The following is a 25,399-nucleotide window of genomic DNA, read 5'->3' as shown; positions in this document are numbered from 1 at the left end:
GCCGAGGCCCCACACCGGCTGCATGTGCCGCTGCTTGTCGAGCTTGAGCCCCTCGGCGCCGACCGAGCGGTCCAGGTGGATGGCGAGCTGCGGCACCCGCAGCAGCGGCCGGTCCACGTTCACCAGGACCGAGGACCCGTCGCGCAGGGTCAGCCGGCCGGCCAGGCCCAGGTCCCGGTCCAGCCACGAGTTGAGCAGCGGGCCGCCGTAGATCTCCACGGCGACCTGCCGCCAGCCGTGGGCCCCGCTGTCCGGGCGCGGCTTGACCCGCAGGCTCGGCGAGTCGGTGTGGGCGCCGACGATGTGGAACGGCGTGTGCGGCTCCGCGCCCTCGGGCACGTACCAGGCCACGATCGCGCCGCCGCGCAGCACGTACCGGCCGCCGTGCGTCCCGTCCCAGGCGTCCGTCTCCGCCACCTGACGGAACCCGGCCTTCTCCAGCCGCTCTGCGGTTTCGGCCACGGCGTGGTACGGCGACGGGCCGGCCGCCAGGAAGGACATGAGATCGTCGGTGTGGCCGCGGTCGAAGCGGGATGCTGCGCTCATGGGATTCACCTTAACGACGTGCACGGGCCCGCTCCCGGAAAGGAGCGGGCCCGTGCGTGGAATCGACGGAGACGTCCGGAACGTCGGGGCCGTCAGAAAGCGGCCTCGTCCAGTTCCATGAGGTCCAGCTCGACGCCGGAGGCGATCTTGCGGGCGAGCGTGACGCCCGGCAGGACGTTCGCCGCGAAGAACTTCGCCGCGGCTATCTTGCCGGTGTAGAACGCCTTGTCCTTCGCCGAGGCCGTGGCCAGCTTCTCGGCGGCGATCGCGGCGCCCCTGAGGAGCAGGTAGCCGACGACGACGTCGCCGGAGGCCATCAGCAGGCGGGTGGTGTTGAGGCCCACCTTGTAGATGTTCTTGGTGTCCTGCTCGGTGGCGGCGAGGTCGGTCAGCATCAGACCGACGATCGCCTCCAGCTCCACGGCCGCCTTCGCCAGGTGCTCGCGGGCGCCGGCCAGCTCCTCGCCGCCGGTGCCGAGCGCCAGGAACTTCTTGATGTCCTCGGCGAGGGAGTTCAGCGCGGCACCCTGGTTGCGGACGATCTTCCGGAAGAAGAAGTCCTGGCCCTGGATCGCCGTGGTGCCCTCGTAGAGGGTGTCGATCTTGGAGTCCCGGATGTACTGCTCGATCGGGTACTCCTGCAGGAAGCCGGAGCCGCCGAAGGTCTGCAGCGACTGGGCGAGCTGCTCGTAGCCCTTCTCGGAGCCGTAGCCCTTGACGATCGGCAGCAGCAGGTCGTTCAGCGCGTGCTCGGCGGAGGCGTCCTCACCGTTCGCCTCCTTGATCTGGATGGCGTCCTGGACCGAGGCGGTGTGCAGCACCAGGGCGCGCATGCCCTCCGCGTACGCCTTCTGCGTCATGAGCGAGCGGCGCACGTCCGGGTGGTGCGTGATGGTGACCTTGGGCGCGGTCTTGTCCATGAAGTTGGCCAGGTCCGGGCCCTGGACGCGCTCCTTGGCGTACTCCAGCGCGTTCAGGTAACCGGTGGACAGCGTGGAGATCGCCTTCGTGCCGACCATCATGCGGGCGAACTCGATGATGCGGAACATCTGGCGGATGCCGTCGTGCTTGTCGCCGATCAGCCAGCCCTTGGCGGGGTGCTTGTCGCCGAAGGTCATCTCGCACGTGTTGGACGCCTTCAGGCCCATCTTGTGCTCGACGTTGGTGGCGTAGGCGCCGTTGCGCTCGCCCAGCTCGCCGGTCTCGAAGTCGAAGAGGTACTTCGGGACGAGGAAGAGGGACAGGCCCTTGGTGCCGGGGCCGGCGCCCTCGGGGCGGGCGAGCACGTAGTGGAGGATGTTCTCCGACATGTCGTGCTCACCCGAGGTGATGAAGCGCTTCACGCCCTCGATGTGCCAGGAGCCGTCCTCCTGCTGGACCGCCTTGGTGCGGCCGGCGCCCACGTCCGAGCCCGCGTCGGGCTCGGTGAGCACCATGGTGGAGCCCCACTGCCGCTCGGTGGCGATCTTGGCGATGTGCTTCTGGACCTCGTTGCCCTCCTCGAAGAGGATGCCGGCGAACGCGGGGCCGGAGGAGTACATCCACACGGCCGGGTTGGCGCCCAGGATCAGCTCGGCGTAGGCCCAGATCAGGGAGCGCGGCGAGGTGGTGCCGCCGATCTCCTCGGGCAGGCCCAGCCGCCAGTACTCGGAGTCCATGAAGGCCTGGTAGCTCTTCTTGAAGGACGCGGGAACGGGCGCGGTGTTGGTCTCCGGGTCGAAGACCGGCGGGTTGCGGTCGGCGTCGGTGAACGACGCGGCCAGCTCGTTCTCGGAGAGGCGGGTCAGCTCCTCCAGGACACTCTTGGCGGTCTCGACGTCCATCTCCTCGAAGGGGCCGGTGCCGTACACCTTGTCGCGCCCCAGTACCTCGAAGAGGTTGAACTCGATGTCGCGGAGATTGGACTTGTAGTGCCCCATGGCGACGGCTCCGTAGAGGGATCGGCGAGGCACTGACTCCTCGCACCTAGTTCACGTACCAACAAGTAGCTACGATGATGCTACCCGTCGGTAATAAGACGCAACCCTGCCGGGCCAAGTGTGAGAAGGGTCTACTCCTCCGCCGTGGCGGTCTTCCCGCCGGCCGCTGCGTGAATTTCCCGGGCACCCGTCCGGGGCGGGGGCTGTCGGTACGCTTGCGCCATGTACGGATACGGCCAGCCCATGGACGGGGCCACCGCGCAGCAGCAGTACGCCCCGCCGCAGCAGCAGATGCCGGGCGGTGTCGGCGGGTACGGCCAGCAGCCGCCGCTCTACCCGGAGCCGTCACCGCCTTCCCTCGCGGACGCGGTGCGTGCCTTCACCACGGGCCAGATGGCCGCCGAGGACTTCCAGCAGATCTTCGCCACGTCGAAGGTGTACTGCCCGCGCGGCGACACCCCCGGCTTCCTGGCCCTGCACAACACCCAGCAGCCGGTGATCCCGATGTTCACCTCGCTCAAGGAGCTGCGGCGGTACGCGGGCAAGGAGTCCAAGTACTTCGTCATCACCGGTGCCGAGGTGATCGACCTGCTGCCGACCGGCTACGGCTTCGTCCTGGACATGGAGGGGGAGCACCGGATGGTGTTCGACGCGAAGGCGGTCGAGCAGATGGTGGACTTCGCGATGCGCCGGATGTACGGCGGCTGAACCATCCCGTCCGCCCCGGAAGCCGGTGTCCGCCCGCGGACCGGGGCGGCCCGCCGGGCGGATGCCCGGGCCTTTCACGCCGACCCCGGAGGGAATTCCCTCCGGGGTCGGCGTGTTCCTGGTGGCAGGAAGTTCAACGCTCAACTAAAGTGGGCGTACCAAGGAGGTACCCACCATGCCTGCAGTGACCGTCGAGAACCCGTTGACGCTGCCCCGCGTGACCGCTCCCGCCGACGCGGTGGCACGCCCCGTGCTCACCGTCACGACCGCTCCGAGCGGTTTCGAGGGCGAGGGCTTCCCGGTGCGCCGGGCGTTCGCCGGGATCAACTACCGCCATCTCGACCCGTTCATCATGATGGACCAGATGGGCGAGGTGGAGTACCAGCCCGGGGAGCCGAAGGGAACTCCCTGGCATCCGCACCGCGGCTTCGAGACCGTCACCTACATCATCGACGGGACCTTCGACCACCAGGACTCCAACGGCGGCGGCGGGACCATCACCAACGGTGACACCCAGTGGATGACCGCGGGCTCCGGCCTGCTGCACATCGAGGCCCCGCCGGAGTCACTCGTCGTGTCCGGCGGCCTCTTCCACGGGCTCCAGCTGTGGGTGAACCTCCCCGCCAAGGACAAGATGATGGCTCCGCGCTACCAGGACATCCGCGGCGGCAACGTCCAGCTGCTCACCACCCCCGACGGCGGCGCGCTCCTGCGCGTCATCGCCGGTGAGCTGGACGGTCACGAGGGTCCCGGCATCACGCACACGCCGATCACGATGATCCACGCGACGCTCGCCCCGGGCGCCGGGATCACGCTGCCCTGGAGGGCGGACTTCAACGGTCTGGCGTACGTCCTCGCGGGCCGCGGCAGCGTCGGTACCGAGCGCCGCCCGGTCCACACCGGGCAGACGGCGGTCTTCGGCGCCGGCTCCTCGCTGACCGTCCGCGCCGACGAGCGGCAGGACGCCAACACCCCGGACCTGGAGGTCGTCCTGCTCGGCGGACAGCCCATCCGGGAGCCGATGGCCCACTACGGCCCGTTCGTCATGAACACCAAGGACGAGCTGATGCAGGCGTTCGAGGACTTCCAGAAGGGCCGCCTGGGCACGGTCCCCGCGGTGCACGGGATGTCCGAGGGCGGACTCTGACCCTCTTCCCGGCCCGGCCGGTCACCCCCGGCCGGGCCACCGGACGCCAGACGGCGACCATGGCCCTGCGTGCCCGCGTGCCCGCGTGCCCGCGTGCCTGTGTGCCTGTGTGTCTGCGTGCCTGTGTGTCTGCGTGCCCGCGATCCGGCCGTACGGCTGCCGGCCCACCGCCGTGCCCGTGCTCACCCGGGCGGCCCCGCGCGGCAGGACAGCCGGCGGGGTCCATGATCGGCTGAGGTCGTGCGTCTGCTGCCCGAACCCGTCCGCCGGCTCGCCGCCTGGTGTGTCGTGCTGCTGCTCGTCGCGGGGGTCGGCTGGGTCGGGATCCGGTTGTGCGGGGAGCTGCGTACGGCCGTCACGCCGGTCCTGCTGGCCCTGCTCGGCACCGCCCTGCTGGGGCCGGTGTACCGACGGCTGGTGCGGGCGGGAGTGCAGCCGTCGGTGGCGGCGGGGCTGACCTGCGTCGCCGTCCTGGTCGTCGTCGGCGGTGCCCTCTACATCGTCGTCGCCGCGCTCATCGACAGCGGCGGCCAGATCCTCGCCTCGCTGCGGGAAGCCGCCAAGGGGGTCGCCCGGCACTTCGGGTCCGCCGGGACCGGGCTGGACGACCTCGCCGCCAACGCGCGTGAGCTGCTGGGCAAGTTCGGCGGGACGGCCGCCTCCAACGTCATCAGCGGTGTCAGCGTCGTCGCCGAGAGCATCGCCATGGCCGTGCTCGCGCTGCTGCTCGTCTTCTTCTTCCTGCGTGACTCCCACCGGGCCGTGGCGGCGCTGCGCTCCCTCGCGCCCGGCGGCACCGCCGACACCCTGGAGGCCATGGCCCGGCGGGCCTTCGCCGGGGTGGAGGGGTTCATGCGCGGGACGACCGTCATCGCCCTCATCGACGCCCTGTGCATCACCGTCGGCCTGCTGATCCTCCGGGTGCCCGGCGCGGTGGGGCTCGGCGCGCTCGTCTTCGTCGGCGCCTACATCCCCTATCTGGGCGCCTTCATCTCCGGCGCGGTGGCCGTGCTGGTCGCCCTCGCCGACCGGGGGTTCGTCATCGCGCTGTGGGCGCTCGGCGTGGTCCTCGCGGTGCAGGTGCTGGAGGGCCATGTGCTCCAGCCGGCGATCCAGAGCCGGACGGTGCAGATGCATCCGGCCGTGGTGATGGTGGCGATCACCGCGGGCGCCTCCGTCGCGGGCATCCTCGGCATGCTCCTCGCCGTCCCGCTGACCGCGGCGGCCTTCGGCGTCACGGCGGAGCTGCGCGAGCGGTACGGCGGAACGGCCGGACCGGCCGGCGCCTCCCCCGGCGCCCCGCGCGAGCCCTAGGACGCGCACGCCTCCCGGGCCCCGCCGGGTCCCGGTCCGCCCGTCCCTACGGCCGGTCCGGCGCGGGTGCCGGTTCGCAGAGTTCGAACCAGATGCTCTTGCCCTCGCCCCTCGGGTCCACCCCCCACGCGTCCGCGAGGAGTTCGATCAGGATCAGGCCGCGGCCGGAGGAGGCCAGCTCGCCGGGGCGGCGCCGGTGCGGCAGGTCGTCCCCCGTGTCGAAGACCTCCACCCGCAGCCGCCGTACGCCCTCCTCGCCGGTGACCTCGGCGAGCAGCAGGACCTCGGCGAGCAGCAGCGCGTCGGCGTCGGTGTGCACCAGCACGTTGGTGACCATCTCGGAGACCAGCAGCACCGCCGAGTCCACCTGCTCGGACGAGTTCCAGTCGTGCAGCAGGTCGCGCACGTGCTGGCGGGCCTCGGCGATCCGGTCCGGCTCGTCCTGCGCCACCGACAGCAGGGTGCGCCGCACCGCGCGCCGCTGCGTGACGCCGCCGCCGCAGCCGCAGCCCTCCCCGGGCCGGCACAGCAGCAGCAGCGCGATGTCGTCCTCGCGGCGGTCGGCCAGCGGGCCGGTGGTGTGGTGCGAGGACGGTCCGTGCACCGCCTGCACCAGCGCGTCGGCCAGGGACTCCAGGTCGTCCTGGTGGCCCTCCAGCGTGGCGCGCAGCCGGCGCCAGCCGCTCTCCATGTCGTGCCCGCCGGTCTCGATCAGGCCGTCGGTGCACAGCATCAGCGTCTCGTCCGGTTCGAGCGTGAACCGGGTCGTCGGGTAGTCGGCGTCCGGGTCGATGCCCAGGGGCAGTCCGCCCGCCGTCGGCCGCGTCATCACCGTGCCGTCCGCCATCCGGATCACCGGGTCCGGGTGCCCGGCGCGGGCGATCTCCAGCCGGCCGGTCGTCGGGTCGGCCTCCGCGTACAGGCAGGTCGCGAAACGCAGATCGGCCAGCGTGTCGTCGCCGGAGGCCGTGATGCCGTGCAGGAAGCGGGAGGCGCGGGAGAGGACGGCGTCCGGGCGGTGCCCCTCGGCGGCGTAGGCGCGCAGCGCGATCCGCAGCTGGCCCATGAGCCCGGCCGCGCGCACGTCATGGCCCTGGACGTCCCCGATGACCAGGGCGAAGCGGCCGGAGGGCAGCGGGATCATGTCGTACCAGTCACCGCCGACCTGGAGGCCGCCGCCGGTCGGGATGTAGCGGGCGGCCACCTGTATCCCCGGGATGCCGGGGCCGAGCGACGGCAGCATGGAGCGCTGGAGGCCGTCGGTCAGCTCGCGGGCCGTCTCGGCGGCACCGGCCCGGGTCAGCGCCTGGGCGAGCATCCGGGCGACCGTGGTCAGCACCGCGCGCTCGTCGGGCGTGAACGCCACCGGGTAGGTGAAGGCGGCCATCCAGGCGCCCATCGTGCGGCCGGCGACCGTCAGGGGCAGGAACGCCCACGAACGGCGGCCGAAGACCTGGGCGAGCGGCCAGGTGACCGGGTAGCGCTCCTTGTACTCCTCCGGCGAGGACAGGTAGACGGCCCGGCCGGTGCGCACGACCTCGGTGGCCGGGTAGTCGGTGTCCAGCGGCATGTGGGAGAAGGGGTTCATGTCCCCGGGCTGGTGTCCGTGCTGACCGGTGATCGTCAGCCGGTCGCCCTCCGCACCGAACACCACGAGCCCGTCCGGGGTGAACCCCGGCATCGACAGGCCGCCCACCACCCGCAGCACCTCGGCGGTGGACCGCGCCTCGGCCAGAGCCCGGCCCGCGTCCAGCAGGAACGCCTCCCGGGAACGCCGCCAGTCCCCGGTGACCGCGCTACGGGCGGCCGCGGTGCCCGGGGTCGGCTCGGTCACCTCCTGGAGGGTGCCGATCAGCTCGTACGCCTGGCGGTCGGGGTCGAAGGACGGCTTGGACCGGCTGCGGACGACCCGCAGGACGCTGCCGTCCCCGTCCATGATCCGGATGCGTACCTCGGCCAGGGTGCTCTCGGCGACCGCCAGCCGCACCACACCGGTGATCTCGTTCCAGTCGACGGGATGCAGCCGGGCCCGGGTCTGGGCCTCGGTGAGGGTGACCGGCTCCGCGGGCAGGCCGAGCAGCCGCGCCGCCTCCGCGTCCACCGTGACCAGCCCGGCGGCCGTGTCCCAGTGCCACAGCCCGGTCGCGAGGGCGGCGAGGACGTCCTCGACCGACGGGAGAGGCTCGCCAGTGCGCATTGCCCTACTTTATGGAGATCTGACCGGAGCCTGCCACCCTGGCCGGGGCGGACGGTAAAGGTGGGGAGCCGATCTTGGCGTGCCCGGTACCCTTGACGGGTCCGGGCCCCGTGCCCGTTCCCGCCGGTCCGCAGAGCCGGCAGACGAGAACCCCACCACGAAGGACGATGAACGACGATGCATCGGTACAGGTCCCACACCTGCGGCCAGCTCCGCGCCTCTGACGTCGGCACCGACGTCCGGCTGAGTGGCTGGCTGCACAATCGGCGCGACCTGGGCGGCATCCTCTTCATCGATCTGCGCGACCACTACGGCATCACGCAGCTCGTCGCCCGCCCCGGCACCCCCGCGTACGAGGCTCTGGACAAGGTCTCCAAGGAGTCCACGGTCCGTGTCGACGGCCGCGTCGTCTCACGCGGAACCGAGAACGTGAACCCCGACCTGCCCACCGGCGAGATCGAGGTCGAGGTCTCCGAGATCGAGCTGCTCGGCGCGGCGCAGCCCCTGCCCTTCACCATCAACACCGAGGACGGGGTCAACGAGGAGCGGCGGCTTGAGTACCGCTTCCTGGACCTGCGCCGCGAGCGCATGCACCGCAACATCATGCTGCGTACGGCGGTCATCTCGGCGATCCGCCACAAGATGACGGCGCTGGGCTTCAACGAGATGGCGACGCCGATCCTGTCCGCCACCTCCCCCGAGGGCGCCCGCGACTTCGTCGTGCCCTCCCGTCTGAACCCGGGCAAGTTCTACGCGCTGCCGCAGGCCCCGCAGCAGTTCAAGCAGCTGCTGATGATCTCCGGCTTCGACCGCTACTTCCAGATCGCGCCCTGCTTCCGCGACGAGGACGCCCGCGCCGACCGCTCGCCGGGCGAGTTCTACCAGCTCGACGTCGAGATGAGCTTCGTCGAGCAGGAGGACGTCTTCCGGCCGATCGAGCAGCTGATGACCGAGCTGTTCGAGGAGTTCGGCGGCGGCCGCCATGTCACCTCCCCGTTCCCGCGCATCCCCTTCCGCGAGGCGATGGCCAAGTACGGCTCCGACAAGCCGGACCTGCGCGCCAAGCTGGAGCTGGTGGACATCACCGACGTCTTCGCGGGCTCGGAGTTCAAGGCGTTCGCCGGCAAGCACGTGCGTGCCCTGCCCGTCCCGGCCGTCCAGGACCAGCCGCGCAAGTTCTTCGACCAGCTCGGTGACTTCGCCGTCTCGCTGGGCGCGAAGGGCCTGGCCTGGGTCCGCGTCGGCGAGGACGGCGCGCTGTCCGGCCCGATCGCGAAGTTCCTCACCGAGGAGAACGTCGCCGAGCTGACCAAGCGGCTCTCCCTGGCCCCCGGCCACGCCGTCTTCTTCGGCGCGGGTGAGTTCGACGAGGTCTCGAAGATCATGGGCGCGGTCCGCGTCGAGGCGGCCAAGCGGGCCGGCCACTTCGAGGAGAACGTCTTCCGCTTCTGCTGGATCGTCGACTTCCCGATGTACGAGAAGGACGAGGAGACCGGCGCGATCGACTTCTCGCACAACCCCTTCTCGATGCCGCAGGGCGGCCTGGAGGCCCTGGAGACCCAGGACCCGCTGGACGTCCTGGGCTGGCAGTACGACATCGTCTGCAACGGTGTCGAGCTGTCCTCGGGTGCCATCCGGAACCACGAGCCGGACATCATGATCAAGGCATTCGAGATCGCGGGCTACGACCGTGACACCGTCGAGGAGAAGTTCGCCGGCATGCTCCGCGCGCTCCGCTTCGGCGCCCCGCCGCACGGTGGCATCGCCCCGGGCGTGGACCGGATCGTCATGCTCCTCGCGGACGAGCCCAACATCCGCGAGACCATCGCCTTCCCGCTCAACGGCAACGCCCAGGACCTGATGATGGGCGCGCCGACCGAGCTGGAGGAGAGCCGCCTGCGCGAGCTGCACCTGACCATCCGCAAGCCGCAGCCGAAGTAACCGCTGCGGTTTCGCCCTGTGCGCGCCGATCCGTCCGGACCCGTTCCGGGCGGACCGGCGCGCACAGCCGTCTCCGGCCGAAGACGGCTGTGCGCAGCCGTCCCGGGCCCCGGTGACTCCTACTCCTGCTCCGGTCCCGGGGCGTCGGGCTCTTCGGTGGGCTCCTCGTCGGGAGAGGCGCCGTCCTCCAGCAGCCGCTCGGCGATGTCGTCGGACCAGTGCTGCGCCCAGGCGCGCAGGGCGGGCACCTCCTGCGCGCTCAGCCCGTACCGGACGAAGTCCCGGTCGGCGTAGAAGTCGGTGCCCGTCAGCCGGGACTGCAGGGTGGGCAGGTCGAACGGGTCATGGGCGTGACGCCGGCCCAGTTCCTCCAGGTCCGGCAGCGTGAAGCGGGTCGCGGCGGCCCGGGCGTCGATGAGGTCGACGGCCGCGCCCCGGTCGTACAGGGCCCGGATCTTGGTCCCGACGGCGTCCTCCAGGGAGAGGGTGGGGCCGTACGCGGTCAGCTCCGGGGGCTGCCAGAACGCCTCCTTGTGCAACGCGAGCGCGCAGGTCTCGCCGCTCGCCGGGTCGGTGACGGCCAGCTCCGCGGTGAGCGCGCTGACCGCCCCCGTCCGGACGTGCCTCCCACGCGCCTCCAGCGTCGCGCCGACGGCACCGCGGATCACCTCCATGCGCTCGGCGCTTTCGGTGGCGAAGTCGAGGTCGGCGTGCGGGCGCCGGAGCAGGCCGTGCGCCTGGAGGGCGTAACCGCCGGCCAGGACCAGCCCGTAGGGGCCGCCCGCCGAGACGGCGTCCGCGAGCAGCCGGCGATGAGGTTCGGGAATGTCCACAGGAAGATCTTTTCCGGCTTCCTGTCACACACGCACGGCGACGGGGTTCAAAGAGGTGTCCGAACCACGGAGAACACTCTTCAGGAGCCTCTCATGCGTATCGCCCAGATCGTCGTCACCCTGCTCGCCGCGCTCATGGCCGGGTTCTCCGGAGTCGTGCTGCTGATGCGGGCACAGTGGATCGTGCGGGCTCTCGACGACTACGCGGTGCCGCGCGCGTGGTGGACCCCCCTGGGGCTGGCCAAGGCCGCCGGGGCAGCGGGACTGGTGACCGGCCTGTTCGTGCCGGTGATCGGGGTGCTGGCCGGGTGCGGGCTGGTGCTCTACTTCCTCGGTGCCGCGATCACCGTGGCGCGGGCCCGGTACCACTCGCACATCCCCTTCCCGCTCGTCTACGCCGCACCGGTGGTCGGGGCGCTCGTCCTGGGGTACCTCGCCTGACCGTGCCGACCGGACCCGGCGGTCGCCGCTTCGGCCGCGTCGCGGTGGCGGCCCGGCTGGGTGCAGGAGACGGTACGGGTGACGATGCGGCCGGCCGGCGTGCGTTCACGGGTGCGGCGGAGACAGCCGCGGGCTTCCAGTTCGCGCAGGGCGGCGGCGATCCGGGCCGGGCCCTCCGGGAAGCGGGCGGCGAGGGCCTTGATGTCGATGGAGGCACCGGTGGGGAGGGACTGGCTTGGTGGGGCTCCAGAAGGCGGGTGGACTTTTCCCGGTTCACATCACCCAGCGTCGCCGCGCGTGCATACCGTGAACAGTCACAGGGCTGACACGCAGGGTGACTGTCCAGCGGTGGCGACGGAGGACGCGGGATGTCGGTCGACGGCGAGGTACGGCGGCTCAAGGACGAGGCCGATGGGCCGGGTTGGGAAGTGGACCCGGACGACGAGTGGGGCGTGGCGGTCATCACCACCGTGGGGCGGCAGCTGAAACTGCGGCGGGAGGCCGTGGGGATGCGGGCCGCCGAGTTCGGGGCGGCGGTCGGGTACGGGGAGGACCTGGTCTACAAGGTCGAGGGCGGGAAGCGGATCCCCCGGCAGGAGTATCTGGAGAGGGCCGACGAGGTGCTGGAAGCCGGCGGACTCATCGCGGCGGCCTGGGAGGACGTGAAGCGGGTCCGGTATCCGAAGAAGGTACGGGAGCTGGGCAAGCTGGAAGCCAAGGCTGTCGAGATGGCTCTCTACGAGTGCCACATCATCCCAGGGTTGTTGCAGACGGCGGAGCACGCGCGGTCCGTGATCGGCGCAGCACAGCCGCCGTACTCGCCGGACGATGTGGAACGCATGGTGGCCGCTCGTCTGGCCCGGCAGTCGGTATTCGAACGCTCGCCCGCGCCAGCGCTCAGCTTCGTCCTGGAAGAGGGGGTACTGCGGCGCCCCATCGGAGGCACAATGGTGTGGCGTCAGCAGCTGGAACGCCTGCTGGAGGTGGGGCGACTGCACAACGTCGTGCTTCAGGTGATGCCGATGAACTGTGACACCCACTCCGGTCTGGACGGTCGCATCGAACTGCTGAAGTTTCCGGAGGGCACGGCAGTGGGGCGCTCTGATGGCGCGTTCAACGGCCGTCCGATCTCCGAACCCAGACACCTGCGCATCCTCGAGCTGCGGTATGGCACGATCCGGGCTCAGGCGCTCTCCCCGCGGGAGTCGCTGGCCTTCATCGAACAACTGCTGGGAGAGACATGATCCGCAAGACCACCGCCGGGGACGCCTCCGAGCTGGCGTGGTTCAAGAGCAGCTACAGCGGTGGGAACGACGGGAACTCCTGCGTCGAGCTCGCCGTCACTCCGGGCACGGTGCACGTCCGTGACTCCAAGAACGTCGACGGTCCCCGTCTGGCGCTCACGTCCGATGCCTGGACGGACTTCGTGGCGTACGCCTCGGAACGCTGACGCAGGAACGGCACGCGCCCCGCACCCGGTGGTCACCGGACGCGGGGCGCGGACATGAGGAGGGTCAGCCTTCCTCGCCGCCGAACCGCTCCTTGTACGTCTGCAGGTCCTCGTCCGTCAGCTTGGCGAACAGCACCGGGGGCACAGTGAACGGGGTGCCGGCGGGGACCGACGCCAGGGCCATCGCCTCGTCGGCGGTGACCCAGGCGGCGGTGTCCTGCGGCAGGGCGAACGCCTCGCGCATGACCTTGGCCGTCGCCGGGATGAACGGCTCGGAGACCACCGCGTACAGGTGGATGAGGTTCATCGCCGTGCGCAGGGTGAGGGCCGCGCCGTCCTTGTCCGTCTTGATCTCCAGCCAGGGGGCCTTCTCCTCCAGGTAGGAGTTGCCGGCCGACCACAGGGCGCGCAGGGCCGCGGCGGCCTTGCGGAACTGGAGGGTCTCCATGTGCGACTCGTACTCCGCCAGGAGGGCCGCGATCTCCTCGCCGAGCCGCGCCTCCGCCTCGCCGGGCTCGCCGCCGGCCGGGACCTCCTCGCCGAAGCGCTTCTTGCTGAAGGACAGCACGCGGTTGACGAAGTTGCCGAGGGTGTCGGCCAGGTCCTTGTTCACCGTGGCGGTGAAGTGCTCCCAGGTGAACGACGAGTCGTCCGACTCCGGGGCGTTGGCGATCAGGAAGTAGCGCCAGTAGTCGGCGGGCAGGATGGCCAGGGCCTGGTCGGTGAAGACGCCGCGCTTCTGCGAGGTGGAGAACTTCCCGCCGTAGTACGTCAGCCAGTTGAACGCCTTGACGTAGTCGACCTTCTTCCACGGCTCGCGCACGCCCAGCTCGGTGGCCGGGAACATCACCGTATGGAAGGGGACGTTGTCCTTGGCCATGAACTCGGTGTAGCGGACCGTGTCGTCGGCCTCGTACCACCAGGACTTCCAGTCCCGGTTGTCCGGGTCCTGGTCGGCCCATTCCTTCGTCGCGCCGATGTACTCGATCGGGGCGTCGAACCAGACGTAGAAGACCTTGCCCTCGGCGGCCAGCTCCGGCCAGGTGTCCGCCGGGACGGGAACGCCCCAGTCCAGGTCACGGGTGATCGCGCGGTCGTGCAGACCCTCGGTCAGCCACTTGCGGGCGATGGAGGAGGCGAGCTGCGGCCAGTCCTCCTCGTGCCGGGCGACCCACGCCTCGACCTCGTGCTGAAGCTTGGACTGGAGCAGGAAGAGGTGCTTGGTCTCGCGGACCTCCAGGTCCGTGGAGCCGGAGATCGCCGAGCGGGGGTCGATCAGGTCGGTCGGGTCCAGCACGCGCGTGCAGTTCTCGCACTGGTCGCCGCGGGCCTTGTCGTAGCCGCAGTGCGGGCAGGTGCCCTCGACGTAGCGGTCCGGGAGGAAGCGGCCGTCGGTGGGCGAGTAGACCTGGCGGATCGCGCGCTCTTCGATGAAGCCGTTCTCGTTCAGCTTGCGGGCGAAGTGCTGGGTGATCTCGCGGTTCTCCGCGGAGGAGCTGCGGCCGAAGTAGTCGAAGGCCAGCGCGAAGCCGTCGTAGACCGCCTTCTGCGCGTCGTGCGCCTGCGCGCAGAACTCGGCCACGGGCAGGCCCTGCTCCTTGGCGGCCAGCTCGGCGGGGGTGCCGTGCTCGTCCGTCGCGCAGATGTAGAGGACGTCGTGACCGGTCTGGCGGAGGTACCGGGAGTACACGTCCGCCGGGAGCATGGACCCCACCATGTTGCCCAGGTGCTTGATCCCGTTGATGTACGGAAGGGCGCTGGTGATGAGGTGTCGAGCCATCGTGGCTGCTCCCAGGTCGCTGCTTTTCTGCGGTTTCGAACCTTGAAATCGTAGCCGACACGGGTGGGCCGCCCGCTTCCCGTTTTACAGGGTGGAAAGGGGCGGCCCAGGGGTCACTCAGTGTGACTTTCCGTGGATCGGGGTCACGGACGCCAGGTGGCGAGGATGCCCTCGTACAGCTCGGTGTCCGTCAGCTCGCGGGGGCTGGGACCCGCGTGGAAGAACGACGTGTTGCCGGTCTTCAGCTTCCGGAGGTAGTCGAAGGCCTTGTTGTCGTGCTCGCCGAAGGCGACGAAGGAGAAGAAGAGGGCGGGGTGCGAGTCCGCCGCCGCGGTGAGGGCCTGGGTTGCGGGGGTCTTGGCGTCGGGGGCGCCGTCGGTCTGGAAGACGACGAGGGCGGGCGTGCCGGGGTCCGCGGTCTTCTCGTAGTGGGCGAGTACGGCCTCCACGGCGGCGTGGTAGCTGGTACGGCCCATCCGCCCGAGGCCGGCGTGCGCCTCGTCGATCGCGTTCTCGTGGCCGGGGTCGAGGGTGAGGTCGGTGGTGCCGTCGACCTCGGTGGAGAAGAAGACGACGTGGACCGTGGCCTCGGGGTCGAGGTGGGCGGCGAGGGCGAGGGCCTGGTCGGCGAGGGCCTGGGCGGAGCCGTCCTTGTAGTACGGGCGCATGCTCGCGGAGCGGTCCAGCACGAGGTAGAGCTTCGCTCGGGTGCCGGTGAGGTCGGTCTTGCGGAGGGTGGCTGTGGCGGCCTTGTAGGCGGTGGTGAGGGAGGGGGTGCGGGTGCGGACGCGGGTGAGGGGGGTGGCGGGCTTGGGCTTGGCGGCGGCCTCGGCCTCCCCTTCGGCCTCGGCTTCGGCTTCGGCTTCGGCTTCGGTTTCGGCTTCGGCTTCGGTTTCGGCTTCGATGTCCGTGTTCCCACCCGCACCACCCGTGCGGGTCTCGTCGTCGGGTGCGGGTGGCCCCTGTGGGGTGTTCTCGCCGTCGGCGGGTGCGGGGGTGGTGGCCGATCCGTCCGCCTCGGCTTCGCCTTCGGCGTCCGTGTTCCCACCCGCACCACCCGTGCGGGTCTCGTCGTCGGGTGCGGGTGGCCCCTGTGGGGTCTTCTCGCCGTCGGCGGGTGCCGGGCCGGCGGTCGACTCGTCCGCCTTGGCTTCAGCCTCAGCCGCTCCGGCTTCCGCCGCCGCCTCCGCGACCGCTTCGGCCTCGGTCCCGGCTTCGGTGGCCGCCTCGGTACCCGCCTCGGCCTCCACATCCGCTTCGGCCACCGCCTCTGCCTGAGCCTTCACGGCCCCGGCCCCGGCCTCCGCTTCCGCTTCCGCGTCCGGCGCCGGCGCCTCCGGCTGGGGCTTCGGTGCGGCTTCGGCCTTGAGGGAGGTCGATTCCTCGGCCTTGGGCTCGGCTTCGGGCTCGGTCTCGGCCTTGGGCTCGGGCTCGGTCTCGGCCTTCTCGGCCTTGGGCTCGGCTTCGGGCTCGGTCTCGGCCTTGGACTCCGGCTCGGCCTCCGCCTCCGCCTTGGCCTTGGTCTCGGTCTCGGCCTTGGGCTCGGTCTCGGCCTCCGCCTCCGCCTTGGTCTCGGCCTCCGCCTTGGTCTCGGCCTCCGCCTTGGGCTCGGCCTCCGCCTCGGGCTCCGCCTTGGGAGGAGTCGTTTCCTCGGTGGTGGCCCTGGGGGTGGGTTCCGGGGCGGTCGGGGGTGTGTGGTCGTCGGCGGACGGGGTTTCCGGGGACTGGGACGGGTGGGGGACCTTGACGTTGTCGAAGGCCGCTGCCACCAGGTCGTGCTCCGCCGAGGAGGACTGGCGGGGCTCGGGCAGGGACGCGGGAACGGCGGCCCGCCCGGTTGCCGGCGGGGTCTGCGCGGGAGCCCGGTCCGCACCCTCCGCCTCGGTGGCTCGTGACTTGCGTGAGCGGCCGAATGCGTTCCGCAGGAGAGTGAGAATGCCCATGTGCGCAACCCTTCGCGTGAGTTGTAGCCCGTCAATCACTGGCCAGGACGGACACGTAAGGTTAGCGGCCCCGCGTCGCCGGACCGCGTCGGTGCGGGGACGTGATCGCGCGGGCAGCGGCCACTTCCTGGCGGAGGGGTTCGAGGACGCTGCCGCCGGGGCCGGTGAGGTCGGTGCGGACGGCGATCAGGGTCTCCGAGCGCCGGACCCCTTCCGACAGCTCCCGGAGCTGCAGGGCCACCTGGGCGATCTCGCCCGCCGACGGGGGCGGCGCCCCGTGGCCGACGCGGACGCGGGCCGCCGTCGTGGCGTCCACGATGCGTTCCACGGCCACGACCAGCGGCCACCACGCGGCGGCGCGCCTGCCGGTCGGCGGCGGCTCGGTCAGGGCCCGCTGGAACTCCGTGCGGATGACGGACAGGTCCCGGTACAGGCGGCGGCGCATACGGGCGCGGGCGGCCAGGTCGGTGCCGTCGCCGAACGCCGCCTCGACGTAGGCCGCCGTGTCGGCCACCGCGTCGGCCAGGCGGTCGCCCACCCGGCTGTGCCAGCTCTCGGGCCAGAGCAGGTAGCCGGCGGTCAGCACGATCGCGCAGCCGAGGAGCGAGTCGTTCAGCCGCGGCAGCAGCAGGGCGGTGCCCTGGTGGTTGAGGATGTCGGAGAGGAGCAGGATCACCGGGGTGATGGCCGCGGTCTGGTAGCCGTAGCCCCGCGGGGTGAGCGCCGGGATCAGCGGGCCCAGGAGGAAGAGCACGGGCACGTCCCACCAGCCGAGGGGCACCTCGGCCAGCACGACCGCCGCCAGCACCAGTCCGGCCACCGTGCCCAGGGCGCGCAGCAGGGCGCGGGAGAAGACGGAGCCGAAATCCGGCTTGAGGACGAAGGTGACCGTCAGCGCGACCCAGTAGGAGCGGGCCACGGGGACGAGGGAGACGAGGGCCTGGGCGATGCCGATGCAGACCGCCAGGCGTACGCCGTAGCGCCAGGAGTTGGCGGACAGCACGACGTTGCGCGCGGCGCGGGCCGTGCGGATGCCGAGGGCGGCCGGCCGGCCCAGGCGGTCGTCGATGCCCCGGGGGTCCACGTCGGGCGCGGTGACGACCTCGGCGGCGTGGCGCAGGGCGTGGTCCACCGCCCGGGCCGTCTCCGTGGTGGGCACCGGGAGGCCGAGGGGCGGCAGGGAGGCGTCGTCGGTCTCCACCGCCCGGGCCAGGTGGTGGAGGGCCTCGGGGATCCGCGGCGGGAGCGGACGGGCCGCCAGGTGGGCCGCGGGGGCCGCCTCGATCACCGGGGTGATGGCGTTCAACTGGGCCAGCAGCCGTGTGAGTTCGCGGTTGCGGCCGTGGTAGCGGGCGCGCCGGGCCAGGATCAGGTCGTACGACTGGTTCAGGGCCAGGGTGACGGTACGGCGGGCTTCGTCGTACTCCTCGGTCCGGTCCGTGCCGGCGATGGTGAGCAGGTCGGCGACGGTGCGGTAAGCGGCCGCGACGGCGGTCCGCTCGGGGATGCCCGCGCGCAGCGGCCAGGCCAGCAGGGCCAGCAGGAGGACCAGGAGGCCGCCGCCGGTCATCAGGACGGGGGCCAGCCACCAGGGGTCGGGCAGCGGGAGGCCCGCGCCGATCACGCAGTCCAGGAGCAGGAGCAGACCGGACACCGAGGCCACCGCGCCGATCGTGGAGATCATCCCGGAGACCAGGGCGACGCCGGTGACCGCGGCCACCGCGTACCAGCCGTGGCCGTACACCAGGGTGCCCAGGGTCACGCCGACGGCGCCGAACAGCTGGGGGACGGCGATGTTGAGGATGCGCATGCGGTAGGCGTCGGCGGTGTCGCCGATGACACCGGACAGGGCGCCCATGGCGGCGAGGGCGCCGTAGGCCGGGCGGCCGGCGGCGAGGCCGATCGCGAGCGGGCCGGCCATGCCGAGGGCGGCACGGGCCATGGCGGACCGGTTGGCGGGCGCCTGCTGGGGCTTGAGGTTCCGGACCAGCCAGTCGGGAGGGGTGAGGCCGATGGGGAACTCTCGGAGCATGCGCCCATTATGGCCGGATCGGTGCGGCCCGTCCGGTGTGGGCGGTCACCCCGGGCCGTGCAGGGTCACGTCCGTCAGCAGGGCCCGGTGGTCCGTGCCCGGCAGGTGGAGGAAGCGGGCGTCGGCCGCGGTGAAGTCCGGGGAGAGCAGGACGTGGTCGATCTGGGCGCCGATGACGGAGGCGGTGCGGGAGGGCCAGCTGGGGGTGCGGTCGTCGCCGGTGAGGCGGGCCGCGTCGGACAGGCCGGTGTCGAGGATGCGCCGGAAGGCCGCGTGGTCCTGGGAGGCGTTGAAGTCGCCGGCGAGGATGGTCGGGGTGCCCCGGCCGGCCGCGGCGAAGGCGCGGAGCCGGCCGAGCTCGCGGCGCCACAGGCCGACCTGGCCCGGCAGCGGGGGCATGGGGTGGGCGAGCTGGAGGCGTACGGCGTGCCCGCGCACGTCGGCCACGGCGCCGGGCATGCCCATGGTGCCGGCGACGCCCGCGGCGGGCGTGAGCGGGAAGCGGCTGAGCACGACGGAGCCCTTGGAGCCGTCCGCCTCGACGGCCCGGCGGTACGGCCAGGTGTCCGCGACCTCGCGGGCCAGGGCCGCCCGGCAGCCGGAGTCGCACTCCTGCACGAAGACCACGTCCGGACGCCGGTCCCGCACCACCCGGATCAGGGCGGGGGTGCCGCGGCCGAACTCGACGTTCGAGGTCAGCACCCGCAGCGCGGCGAGCGGCGGCCCGTCGGGTTCGCGGGTCCTGCCGTACGGCTCCACGTACCAGGCGAGCAGGCCGAGGACGGCGACCGCCCACACCAGCCCGGCCCACCAGCGGGCGAGCAGCGCGCACAGCAGTGCGAAGCCGGCCGGTGCGAGCAGCCAGGGCAGGAACGCGAGGAGCTGGGGCACGGGGGTGACGCCGTCGGTGTCGGCGGCCCGGCAGCCGGCGACCACGCTCACCCCGGCGAGCAGCAGTCCGGCGCACCAGGCGCCGAGCCTGGGTGCGCGGTGCCGGGTCACGGAAGCGAGCCTACGGTCGGCCGTCCAGTCGTGCCAGGAAATCGCCCAGCACCCGGTTGAACTCCCGGGGCCGCTCCAGGTTGGGCAGGTGGGCGGCGCCCTCGACGACGTGCAGGGTGGCGTCGGGGAGGATCGCGTGCATCGCCTCGGCGTCGGCGACGGGGGTGTAGGTGTCGTCGGCGCCGACCACGACGAGGGCGGGCACCGGAAGCCCGGCCAGGACACCGCGGTAGTCGGGTCGTCCGGCGCGGCCGCGCAGGGCGGCCGCGGCGCCCTGCGGTGAGGTGGCCGTCATCATGCGGTGCACATGTGCCTTGACCTCGGGGCCGGCGTACGGGGCGACCATCTTCTCCAGCACCTCGTCGGCATAGCCCCGCATGCCTTCGGCGAGCAGCCGGCCGGCCATGGCGGTGCGGCTGCGCACGCCCTCGGGGGTCTCGGCGGCGGGGGAGGTGTCGGCGAGCACGAGGCCCCTGATCCGGTTCCCGAGGCGGGCGGCGCACTCCATGGCGATCTGGCCGCCCATGGACAGGCCGGCGAGGACGAAGGTGTGGACGCCCAGGTGGTCCAGGAGTTCGGCGAGGTCGGCGGTGTGGCGGGAGAGCGGCACCGTGCCGGGGGTCACGGGGGAGGCGCCGTAGCCGCGCAGATCGGGGGCGATCACCCGGCGGGTGGTGGCGAACTCCGTCAGCTGCGGGTGCCACATCGTGCGGTCGAAGGGGTGGCCGTGGACGAGGACGAGGGGAGTCCGGGAGGTGGTTCCGGGGTCTTTGTCCTCGAATGCGAGGAAGGGAGGCATGTGACGACCCTAGGGGCCGTCCGTCACTCGGTGCAATAGAATCTTTGCTCTCGGTGCAATCCAACGCCACGCCGACCAGGGGGACTTGTGGACGACTACCGGCGCATCGCCGACCGGATCGCGGCCGACATCACCGGCGGGCGGCTGCTGCCCGGCCAACGGCTGGCGCCACAGCGGGCGTTCGCCCGCCGGCACGGCATCGCGCCCTCGACGGCCGGGCGCGTCTACGCCGAACTCGTGCGCCGGGGGCTGGTGGTGGGCGAGGTCGGACGCGGGACCTTCGTACGGGCCACCGAGCCGGACGGGCAGCCGGGGCACGCCCTGACCGAGGCGGCCGGCGCCCCGCCGGTGAACCTGGAGCTGAACTACCCCACGGCGCCCGGCCAGGCGGAGCTGCTGGCCCCGGCTCTGGCGCCGCTGCTGCGCCCGGACGCGCTCGGCCAGGCGCTGCGGCCGGCCGCAGCCGCGGGCACCCCGGCGGCCCGGGAGGCGGTCGCCGCCCTGCTCGCCCTGGGCGGACCGCGGATCCGGCCGGAGCGGATCCTGTTCACCGGCAACGCCCGCCAGGCGATCGCCGCCACCCTCGCCTCCCTGGTCCGGCCCGGCGGCCGGGTCGGCGTGGAGCCGCTGACCTACCCGCTGGTGAAGGAGATCGCGGCCCGTCTCGGCCTGGTCCTCGTGCCGCTCGCCACGGACGCCGAGGGGCCGGTGCCGGAGTCCGTGGTCGCCGCGCACCGCGGCGCGCCGCTGTCCGCTCTGTACCTCCAGCCGGCCCTGCACAACCCGACCTCGCGGACGACGAGCCCCGGGCGGCTGCGGCAGCTGGCCGACACCGTCCACAGGCTGGGGACACCGGTGGTGGAGGACCGCATCTGGTCCTTCCTGCTCCCGGGCGGCCCACCGCCGCTCGCCGCGCTCGCGCCGGACCTGGTGCATCTCGTCGACAGCCTGTCCAAACGGGTCGCGCCGGGCCTCACCGTGGGCTTCGCCGCCGTACCGGAGGACCGCGTGGAGGCGGTGGCCCGGGCCGTCCGCTCCGGTGGCTGGAGCGCGGGCGCCTTCGCGCTGGAGGCGGCGGTGCGCTGGCTCGGCGACGGCACCGTGGACCGGCTGGTGGCCGCCAAGCGGCAGGACGCGCGGCGGCGGCAGCGGCTGGTCGCCGAGAGGCTGGCCGGGTTCGCCGTACAGTCCGATCCGGCCGCCTGTTTCGCCTGGTGGGAGCTGCCCGCGCCCTGGCGTGCGGACACCTTCACGGCCGCGGCGCGGGCCCACGGGATCGCGGTCACCCCGGGCACGGCCTTCTGCGTGGACCCCGGCCGCACCCCGGACGCGGTCAGGCTCGGGCTCGCGTCGGTGCCGGAGCCGCGGCTGGCGCGGGCGCTGTCGACCCTGGCCGGCGTCGCGCGGGACGGGGCAGCCGCAGGTACCGGGTGAGCCAGGTGAGCAGGGCCACCGTGAGACCGAGACCCAGCAGCAGCCAGGCGGCCGTGCGCAGGGTGCCGGTGAGGGCGTCGTAGACCGCGCCCGCCGCCGGGTGGGACACCCCGGCGGGCAGGCCGGCCAGGGTCAGGCCGCGGCCGACCGAGAGGGCGAGGGCGAGGAGGGCGCCGCCCAGGGCCGTGCCCAGGGCGGTGGCGACGACGGCCCGGCGCCGGCCGACGGCGAGCGCGATGCCGCCGGCGGCGAAGGCGACGGACGCCACCGGCAGCCAGAATCCGGCGACTTCGAGCATGTGGAACCCCTTCCGGAGCACGGTCAGCTGGCCCGCCGGAAGCACCGCGACCGCGGTGTGCTCCACCGGGATGCGTGCGGCGAACGGCACGTGGTCGCGCGCGAGCTGGCGTTTGACCTGGGCGGTGACGGGGGCCAGGTCGACCACGACGGCGTGCTCGTCCTCCTCGCGCAGGGCGCGCAGGACGGCGTCATGGGTGACCCGGTTGCCGGTGTCCCACGCCAGCCGGAAGGCTCGCGTGTGCGTGAAGGACCGTACGACGTCGTGCACGAACGGGCGGACCGTGCCACGCATCGGGCGGACGTCCAGGTGCTGGTCCACCGCGCGCAGGATGCCGTCGCCGACGGTGTCCACGACGGCCTCCCGCACGGCCGGGTCGGCGGCGAGCGGCGCCATCGTCGTGACGTAGCGGCCCGTGTCGGCCAGCCCGTACGCCGCCCAGGCCGCCAGCGCGCCGAACGGTGCGAACAGGCAGGACAGGGCGATCAGCAGGGCCGACAGGGCGCTCCTGAGGCGTCGTGAGGGCACCCTCCCAGGCAAGGACCCGGCGGGCGCGTGCGCGAGCGGGAGGACTGCATTCGGGCGGCGGGACGACCCCCATGGCGGAACCGGACCTTCCGCTCTCCGGTGGAGCGTTCACCCGAACGGGTGTTTCCTGGTGCTGGGCGGTTCCGGCGCGTCCGGCTCCTCAGGGTCGTGGGGCCGGGCTGTGGCCGGAACCCGCTCCGGTGAGGAGGAGGGGAACGCAGGGGAACGCGTGGGGCCCGGCCGCCCGGCCGGGCCCCACGCGCGTCGCGGGTGCGTCCCCTCAGCGGATCCGGCGCCCGGAGGCGTCCTCCCGCGTGTAGTAGTGGTAGAAGAACGCGGCGAAGGTGACCGCGGACACGATCAGGGACATCAGCACCGATCGCAGCACGTCGTCGTGGCTGCCCTCGCCGGCGCCCTGGGTGGCGAAGAAGCTGCCGCTCTGGCTGTAGAGGAACCCGAACGCGCAGCCGACGAACGCCGTCCACAGCAGTGCGTGCAGCTCCCGCGGCATACGCGGGGCCAGCACCAGCAGCGCCATGCACAGCGCGGCGAACACCACCGCGCTGACGAAGCCGAGCAGCAGGTTCCAGCCGGTGATCGCACCACCGGACCGGTTGTTGGCCGCCACCCAGTAGCCGTAGACGAGCCCCAGCGCGACCGGTACGGCGATCCGTGCCATCGCGTGGGTGCGGGCGTCGAGGACGTCGGGCGGGCGGGCGCGCACGTCCGTCCTTCGGCCCTCCACCTCGGGTGTGCGGCCGGGCCGGGACATACCGCCGGGTGCGGGTGCCGCTTGAGCCATGAGAGCGCTCCTCTCTCCTCGCCCCCGCTCTGCCCCCGGTACCAGGGCACACCGGTGAACACGGCCCGGCAACTCGGCCGGGCGGGTGACGGTGCCCGGATGCGTGCGGCAGCCTCCCGTGATTCGCTGAGGGACATGGAGGGCTGCCGGCCGTGACGGAGATGGAGTACGGGCGGAGGAGCCCGTTGCTGCGGGTCCGCGGGCGGAGCATCGCCTGGCTGCCGCCCCTGCTGCTGCTCGCCGGCGTCATCCTGCTGGACTTCGCGACCGGTGAGGACTTCCGCATCATCACCTGGATCGTCCTGGTCCCGGGCATCGCAGCCGCGATCTGCGGTGTGTGGACGACCGCCGCCTACAGCCTGCTGTCGGTGGTGACGTACGTCGCCGTGGACAGCGCCTGGCCCGACCAGTACAAGGCCGGGTTCGGCGACTTCCTCCTGGTCGCCCTCGGCGGCACCCTGGCCACCCTCGCGGCGGTCGCCCGTGTGCGCCACGAACGGCAGATCCTGCACATCCAGGACATCGCCGAGACCACCCGGCGTACCGTGCTGCGCCCGCTGCCACCGCGCTGGGCCGGTCTGGAGCACGCCGGGGTGTATCTGGCCGCCGACGTCGACGCCCGGGTCGGCGGCGACTTCTACGACATCCAGCCCGGCCCCCACGGCACCCGGGTCCTCGTCGGTGACGTGCAGGGCAAGGGCCTGGGGGCCGTGGAGACCGCCGCCGCGCTGCTCGGCACCTTCCGGGAGGCCGGCTACCACGAGCAGGACCTGACCACCCTCGCCGGGCGCCTGGAGACCCGGATGCTCCGGCACCGCTCCCACACCGCCGCGATCGGCCGGGACGAGGGCGACCGCTTCGCCACCGCCGTCCTCATCGCCTTCGCCGACGACGCCCCCGAGACCGTCGACATGATGAACTTCGGCCACGAGCCCCCGCTCGCCGTCGGCCCGCGCGGGGTGCGGGAACTGCCCAGCGGCGACGGGGTGCCGCTCGGCCTCGGTGACCTCGCGGACCGGCTGCCGCCCGTGCACCGGGTGCCGCTGGCCCCCGACGAGACCCTGCTGCTGGTCACCGACGGGGTGACCGAGGCACGCGACGGGCTCGGCGCGTTCTACGAACTGGCCCGCGAGGTCGGCCGGGCGGTCGCCGCCGACCCGCGCCGCACCGATCCCCGGCGGCTGGTCCGCCGGGTCCGCGACGGCGTCCTGCGGCACAGCCGGGGCCGGCTGGACGACGACACCACGATCTTCGCGGTGCGGCGGCTGCCTGTCCCCGGGAGCGGCCGGGGCGAAGACCTCGAACAGGGACGTTTGCGGTCCTGAGCCACCGGTTCGCACCAGCAGCGGTTACCGTGCTGGCTGGAGAGCGGATCTCCGGGGCCCTCGGGACCGCCGGGTCCACGGGGTCCGCCGGGTGACAGGGGGAGGCGCGATGCCCGGAACCGTGCTGCTGATCGCGGCGGCGCCGCTGGGCCGGGGCCGGCTGGTGGACGCGGCGGGTGTCCTGCCGGTGCTGGCCGCCGTCGCCCCCGCCGTGCTGTCCGGTACCGACACCGCGAACGTCGTCGAACTGGCCGATCCGCTGGAACCGCAGGCCGTACTCACCCGGCTGAGGGCCGCGGCGGCCTCCCCGGGACCGCTCACCGTCTACCTCACCGGGCAGCTGCACCTGGACCGCCGCCAGCACCGGCTCCATCTGGCCCTGGCCCGCACCACCCCCGCCACCGTCCGCTACACCGCGCTCCCCTGGCACTGGGTCCGCGAGGAACTGCGGCTGCGCTCCGCCGTGGACACCGCGCTCGTCCTCGATCTGCACGCGGACGCGGAGACCTGGCGGCACCTGGCCGAACGCGGCCTCGACTGCGGCCCGAACACCGCCGTGTACGGCCGCGTCGCCCCGCCCGCCACCCGGCGGGCCCAGGCCGAGCCGGCGTACATGAAGACGGTGGCGACCCTCCTGAGGAGCGGCCACCGGCCGCCCCCCGCCGCCCTGCACCAACAGGCCCTGGCCCGCGTCCCGGAGGAGACGGCGGGCAACCTGCTCCTGGCCCGCACCGGGGGCCACGCGCCCGGCTTCCCGGCGGCCGGCGTCCTGCCCCCGCCCTTCGCCGACGGCGCCCCGGCACCGGGCGCGGTACCCGGACCCGCACCGGGCGCGGGACCCGGACCCGCACCGGGCGCGGGACCCGGACCCGCACCGGGCGCGCCGACCGGGTTCGCCCCGGGCGCGGCGCCCGGGTTCGTGCGGGGTGCGGCGCCCCTCGCGGCGGGTACGGCGTACGG

19 protein-coding genes and 3 pseudogenes are annotated in these 25,399 nt (G+C 72.7%); 10 read left to right on the top strand and 12 right to left on the bottom strand.

Going from position 1 to position 25,399, the window contains the following annotated elements; all coding sequences use genetic code 11:
• Nucleotides 1-546 (bottom strand): annotated as a pseudogene (locus tag GT045_RS24805) (M18 family aminopeptidase); the annotation flags it as partial.
• Between the two features lie 92 nt (nt 547-638).
• The gene (locus GT045_RS24800) at nt 639-2,465 is read right to left on the bottom strand and encodes an acyl-CoA dehydrogenase (RefSeq protein WP_161294682.1); all 1,827 of its coding nucleotides are present in this window, start codon (nt 2,463-2,465) and stop codon (nt 639-641) included.
• Nucleotides 2,466-2,687: 222 nt separating this feature from the next.
• On the opposite strand from GT045_RS24800, the gene GT045_RS24795 reads away from it, so the two are divergent.
• From GT045_RS24795 to GT045_RS24785, 3 genes are all read left to right on the top strand, one after another.
• Nucleotides 2,688-3,173, top strand: coding sequence for an SseB family protein (locus tag GT045_RS24795; RefSeq protein WP_161294680.1), 486 nt, complete (start codon nt 2,688-2,690; stop codon nt 3,171-3,173).
• Between the two features lie 175 nt (nt 3,174-3,348).
• Nucleotides 3,349-4,320, top strand: a complete 972-nt coding sequence (locus GT045_RS24790; RefSeq protein ID WP_161294678.1) for a pirin family protein — start codon at nt 3,349-3,351, stop codon at nt 4,318-4,320.
• Between the two features lie 240 nt (nt 4,321-4,560).
• A complete protein-coding gene (locus GT045_RS24785; protein ID WP_161296316.1) occupies nt 4,561-5,634 on the top strand; it encodes an AI-2E family transporter in 1,074 nt (357 codons plus the stop codon).
• 46 nt (nt 5,635-5,680) lie between these two features.
• Here the strand turns inward: GT045_RS24785 and GT045_RS24780 are convergent, their stop codons facing one another.
• Nucleotides 5,681-7,831, bottom strand: a complete 2,151-nt coding sequence (locus GT045_RS24780; RefSeq protein ID WP_161335506.1) for a SpoIIE family protein phosphatase — start codon at nt 7,829-7,831, stop codon at nt 5,681-5,683.
• Nucleotides 7,832-8,008: 177 nt separating this feature from the next.
• On the opposite strand from GT045_RS24780, the gene aspS reads away from it, so the two are divergent.
• Nucleotides 8,009-9,772 carry an aspartate--tRNA ligase gene (gene aspS, locus GT045_RS24775; protein WP_161335504.1) on the top strand — a complete coding sequence of 588 codons (1,764 nt, stop codon included), beginning with the start codon at nt 8,009-8,011 and terminating at the stop codon, nt 9,770-9,772.
• Nucleotides 9,773-9,891: 119 nt separating this feature from the next.
• On the opposite strand, the gene GT045_RS24770 is transcribed toward aspS, so the two are convergent.
• Nucleotides 9,892-10,605, bottom strand: a complete 714-nt coding sequence (locus GT045_RS24770; RefSeq protein ID WP_161335503.1) for a nucleotidyl transferase AbiEii/AbiGii toxin family protein — start codon at nt 10,603-10,605, stop codon at nt 9,892-9,894.
• A 93-nt stretch (nt 10,606-10,698) separates the two neighbouring features.
• On the opposite strand from GT045_RS24770, the gene GT045_RS24765 reads away from it, so the two are divergent.
• Nucleotides 10,699-11,046 carry a DoxX family protein gene (locus GT045_RS24765; RefSeq protein WP_161296323.1) on the top strand — a complete coding sequence of 116 codons (348 nt, stop codon included), beginning with the start codon at nt 10,699-10,701 and terminating at the stop codon, nt 11,044-11,046.
• Between the two features lie 41 nt (nt 11,047-11,087).
• Here GT045_RS24765 and GT045_RS39980 read toward each other — a convergent pair.
• Nucleotides 11,088-11,279: pseudogene (locus GT045_RS39980) on the bottom strand (helix-turn-helix domain-containing protein); the annotation flags it as partial.
• A 135-nt stretch (nt 11,280-11,414) separates the two neighbouring features.
• Between GT045_RS39980 and GT045_RS24760 the strand changes: the two are divergent.
• The gene (locus GT045_RS24760; RefSeq protein ID WP_161335502.1) at nt 11,415-12,290 is read left to right on the top strand and encodes a helix-turn-helix transcriptional regulator; all 876 of its coding nucleotides are present in this window, start codon (nt 11,415-11,417) and stop codon (nt 12,288-12,290) included.
• Nucleotides 12,287-12,496, top strand: coding sequence for a DUF397 domain-containing protein (locus GT045_RS24755; RefSeq protein WP_161335501.1), 210 nt, complete (start codon nt 12,287-12,289; stop codon nt 12,494-12,496). The genes GT045_RS24760 and GT045_RS24755 overlap by 4 nt, the downstream gene beginning before the upstream one ends.
• Before the next feature lie 64 nt (nt 12,497-12,560).
• Here the strand turns inward: GT045_RS24755 and metG are convergent, their stop codons facing one another.
• From metG to GT045_RS24730, 5 genes are all read right to left on the bottom strand, one after another.
• Nucleotides 12,561-14,276 (bottom strand): methionine--tRNA ligase, encoded by a 1,716-nt coding sequence (gene metG / locus GT045_RS24750; RefSeq protein ID WP_161335499.1) that lies wholly within the window; start codon nt 14,274-14,276, stop codon nt 12,561-12,563.
• Nucleotides 14,277-14,419: 143 nt separating this feature from the next.
• The gene (locus GT045_RS24745) at nt 14,420-16,219 is read right to left on the bottom strand and encodes a VWA domain-containing protein (protein ID WP_161335497.1); all 1,800 of its coding nucleotides are present in this window, start codon (nt 16,217-16,219) and stop codon (nt 14,420-14,422) included.
• Nucleotides 16,220-16,280: 61 nt separating this feature from the next.
• Nucleotides 16,281-18,251: an FUSC family protein gene (locus GT045_RS24740; RefSeq protein ID WP_161335496.1), complete on the bottom strand. Its 1,971-nt coding sequence runs from the start codon at nt 18,249-18,251 to the stop codon at nt 16,281-16,283.
• Between the two features lie 45 nt (nt 18,252-18,296).
• Nucleotides 18,297-19,253 carry an endonuclease/exonuclease/phosphatase family protein gene (locus GT045_RS24735; RefSeq protein ID WP_161335494.1) on the bottom strand — a complete coding sequence of 319 codons (957 nt, stop codon included), beginning with the start codon at nt 19,251-19,253 and terminating at the stop codon, nt 18,297-18,299.
• Nucleotides 19,254-19,263: 10 nt separating this feature from the next.
• Complete coding sequence (locus GT045_RS24730) at nt 19,264-20,052, bottom strand: alpha/beta fold hydrolase (RefSeq protein WP_161335493.1); 789 nt, start codon at nt 20,050-20,052, stop codon at nt 19,264-19,266.
• Between the two features lie 87 nt (nt 20,053-20,139).
• Between GT045_RS24730 and GT045_RS24725 the strand changes: the two genes are divergently transcribed.
• Nucleotides 20,140-21,486, top strand: a complete 1,347-nt coding sequence (locus GT045_RS24725) for a PLP-dependent aminotransferase family protein (RefSeq protein ID WP_161335492.1) — start codon at nt 20,140-20,142, stop codon at nt 21,484-21,486.
• Here the strand turns inward: GT045_RS24725 and GT045_RS24720 are convergent.
• Nucleotides 21,386-22,312, bottom strand: coding sequence for a hypothetical protein (locus tag GT045_RS24720; RefSeq protein ID WP_161291980.1), 927 nt, complete (start codon nt 22,310-22,312; stop codon nt 21,386-21,388). The genes GT045_RS24725 and GT045_RS24720 overlap by 101 nt on opposite strands.
• A gap of 280 nt (nt 22,313-22,592) precedes the next feature.
• Nucleotides 22,593-23,114 carry a hypothetical protein gene (locus GT045_RS24715; protein WP_161291978.1) on the bottom strand — a complete coding sequence of 174 codons (522 nt, stop codon included), beginning with the start codon at nt 23,112-23,114 and terminating at the stop codon, nt 22,593-22,595.
• Nucleotides 23,115-23,275: 161 nt separating this feature from the next.
• Between GT045_RS24715 and GT045_RS24710 the strand changes: the two genes are divergently transcribed.
• Both GT045_RS24710 and GT045_RS24705 read left to right on the top strand, forming a co-directional pair.
• Nucleotides 23,276-24,439 (top strand): PP2C family protein-serine/threonine phosphatase, encoded by a 1,164-nt coding sequence (locus tag GT045_RS24710; protein ID WP_202528951.1) that lies wholly within the window; start codon nt 23,276-23,278, stop codon nt 24,437-24,439.
• A 109-nt stretch (nt 24,440-24,548) separates the two neighbouring features.
• Nucleotides 24,549-25,399: pseudogene (locus GT045_RS24705) on the top strand (hypothetical protein); the annotation flags it as partial.

Source organism: Streptomyces sp. SID486 (assembly GCF_009865385.1).
Lineage (GTDB): Bacteria > Actinomycetota > Actinomycetes > Streptomycetales > Streptomycetaceae > Streptomyces.
This window is presented reverse-complemented; position numbering and strand designations above follow the sequence as displayed.

What these genes read in the sequence shown, in the direction of transcription:
- GT045_RS24800 (WP_161294682.1), bottom strand. Translation starts at nt 2,465, where the DNA reads ATGGGGCACTACAAGTCCAATCTCCGCGACATCGAGTTCAACCTCTTC.
- GT045_RS24795 (WP_161294680.1), top strand. Translation starts at nt 2,688, where the DNA reads ATGTACGGATACGGCCAGCCCATGGACGGGGCCACCGCGCAGCAGCAG.
- GT045_RS24790 (WP_161294678.1), top strand. Translation starts at nt 3,349, where the DNA reads ATGCCTGCAGTGACCGTCGAGAACCCGTTGACGCTGCCCCGCGTGACC.
- GT045_RS24780 (WP_161335506.1), bottom strand. Translation starts at nt 7,831, where the DNA reads ATGCGCACTGGCGAGCCTCTCCCGTCGGTCGAGGACGTCCTCGCCGCC.
- aspS (WP_161335504.1), top strand. Translation starts at nt 8,009, where the DNA reads ATGCATCGGTACAGGTCCCACACCTGCGGCCAGCTCCGCGCCTCTGAC.
- GT045_RS24765 (WP_161296323.1), top strand. Translation starts at nt 10,699, where the DNA reads ATGCGTATCGCCCAGATCGTCGTCACCCTGCTCGCCGCGCTCATGGCC.
- GT045_RS24760 (WP_161335502.1), top strand. Translation starts at nt 11,415, where the DNA reads ATGTCGGTCGACGGCGAGGTACGGCGGCTCAAGGACGAGGCCGATGGG.
- GT045_RS24755 (WP_161335501.1), top strand. Translation starts at nt 12,287, where the DNA reads ATGATCCGCAAGACCACCGCCGGGGACGCCTCCGAGCTGGCGTGGTTC.
- metG (WP_161335499.1), bottom strand. Translation starts at nt 14,276, where the DNA reads ATGGCTCGACACCTCATCACCAGCGCCCTTCCGTACATCAACGGGATC.
- GT045_RS24745 (WP_161335497.1), bottom strand. Translation starts at nt 16,219, where the DNA reads ATGGGCATTCTCACTCTCCTGCGGAACGCATTCGGCCGCTCACGCAAG.
- GT045_RS24740 (WP_161335496.1), bottom strand. Translation starts at nt 18,251, where the DNA reads ATGCTCCGAGAGTTCCCCATCGGCCTCACCCCTCCCGACTGGCTGGTC.
- GT045_RS24730 (WP_161335493.1), bottom strand. Translation starts at nt 20,052, where the DNA reads ATGCCTCCCTTCCTCGCATTCGAGGACAAAGACCCCGGAACCACCTCC.
- GT045_RS24715 (WP_161291978.1), bottom strand. Translation starts at nt 23,114, where the DNA reads ATGGCTCAAGCGGCACCCGCACCCGGCGGTATGTCCCGGCCCGGCCGC.
- GT045_RS24710 (WP_202528951.1), top strand. Translation starts at nt 23,276, where the DNA reads ATGGAGTACGGGCGGAGGAGCCCGTTGCTGCGGGTCCGCGGGCGGAGC.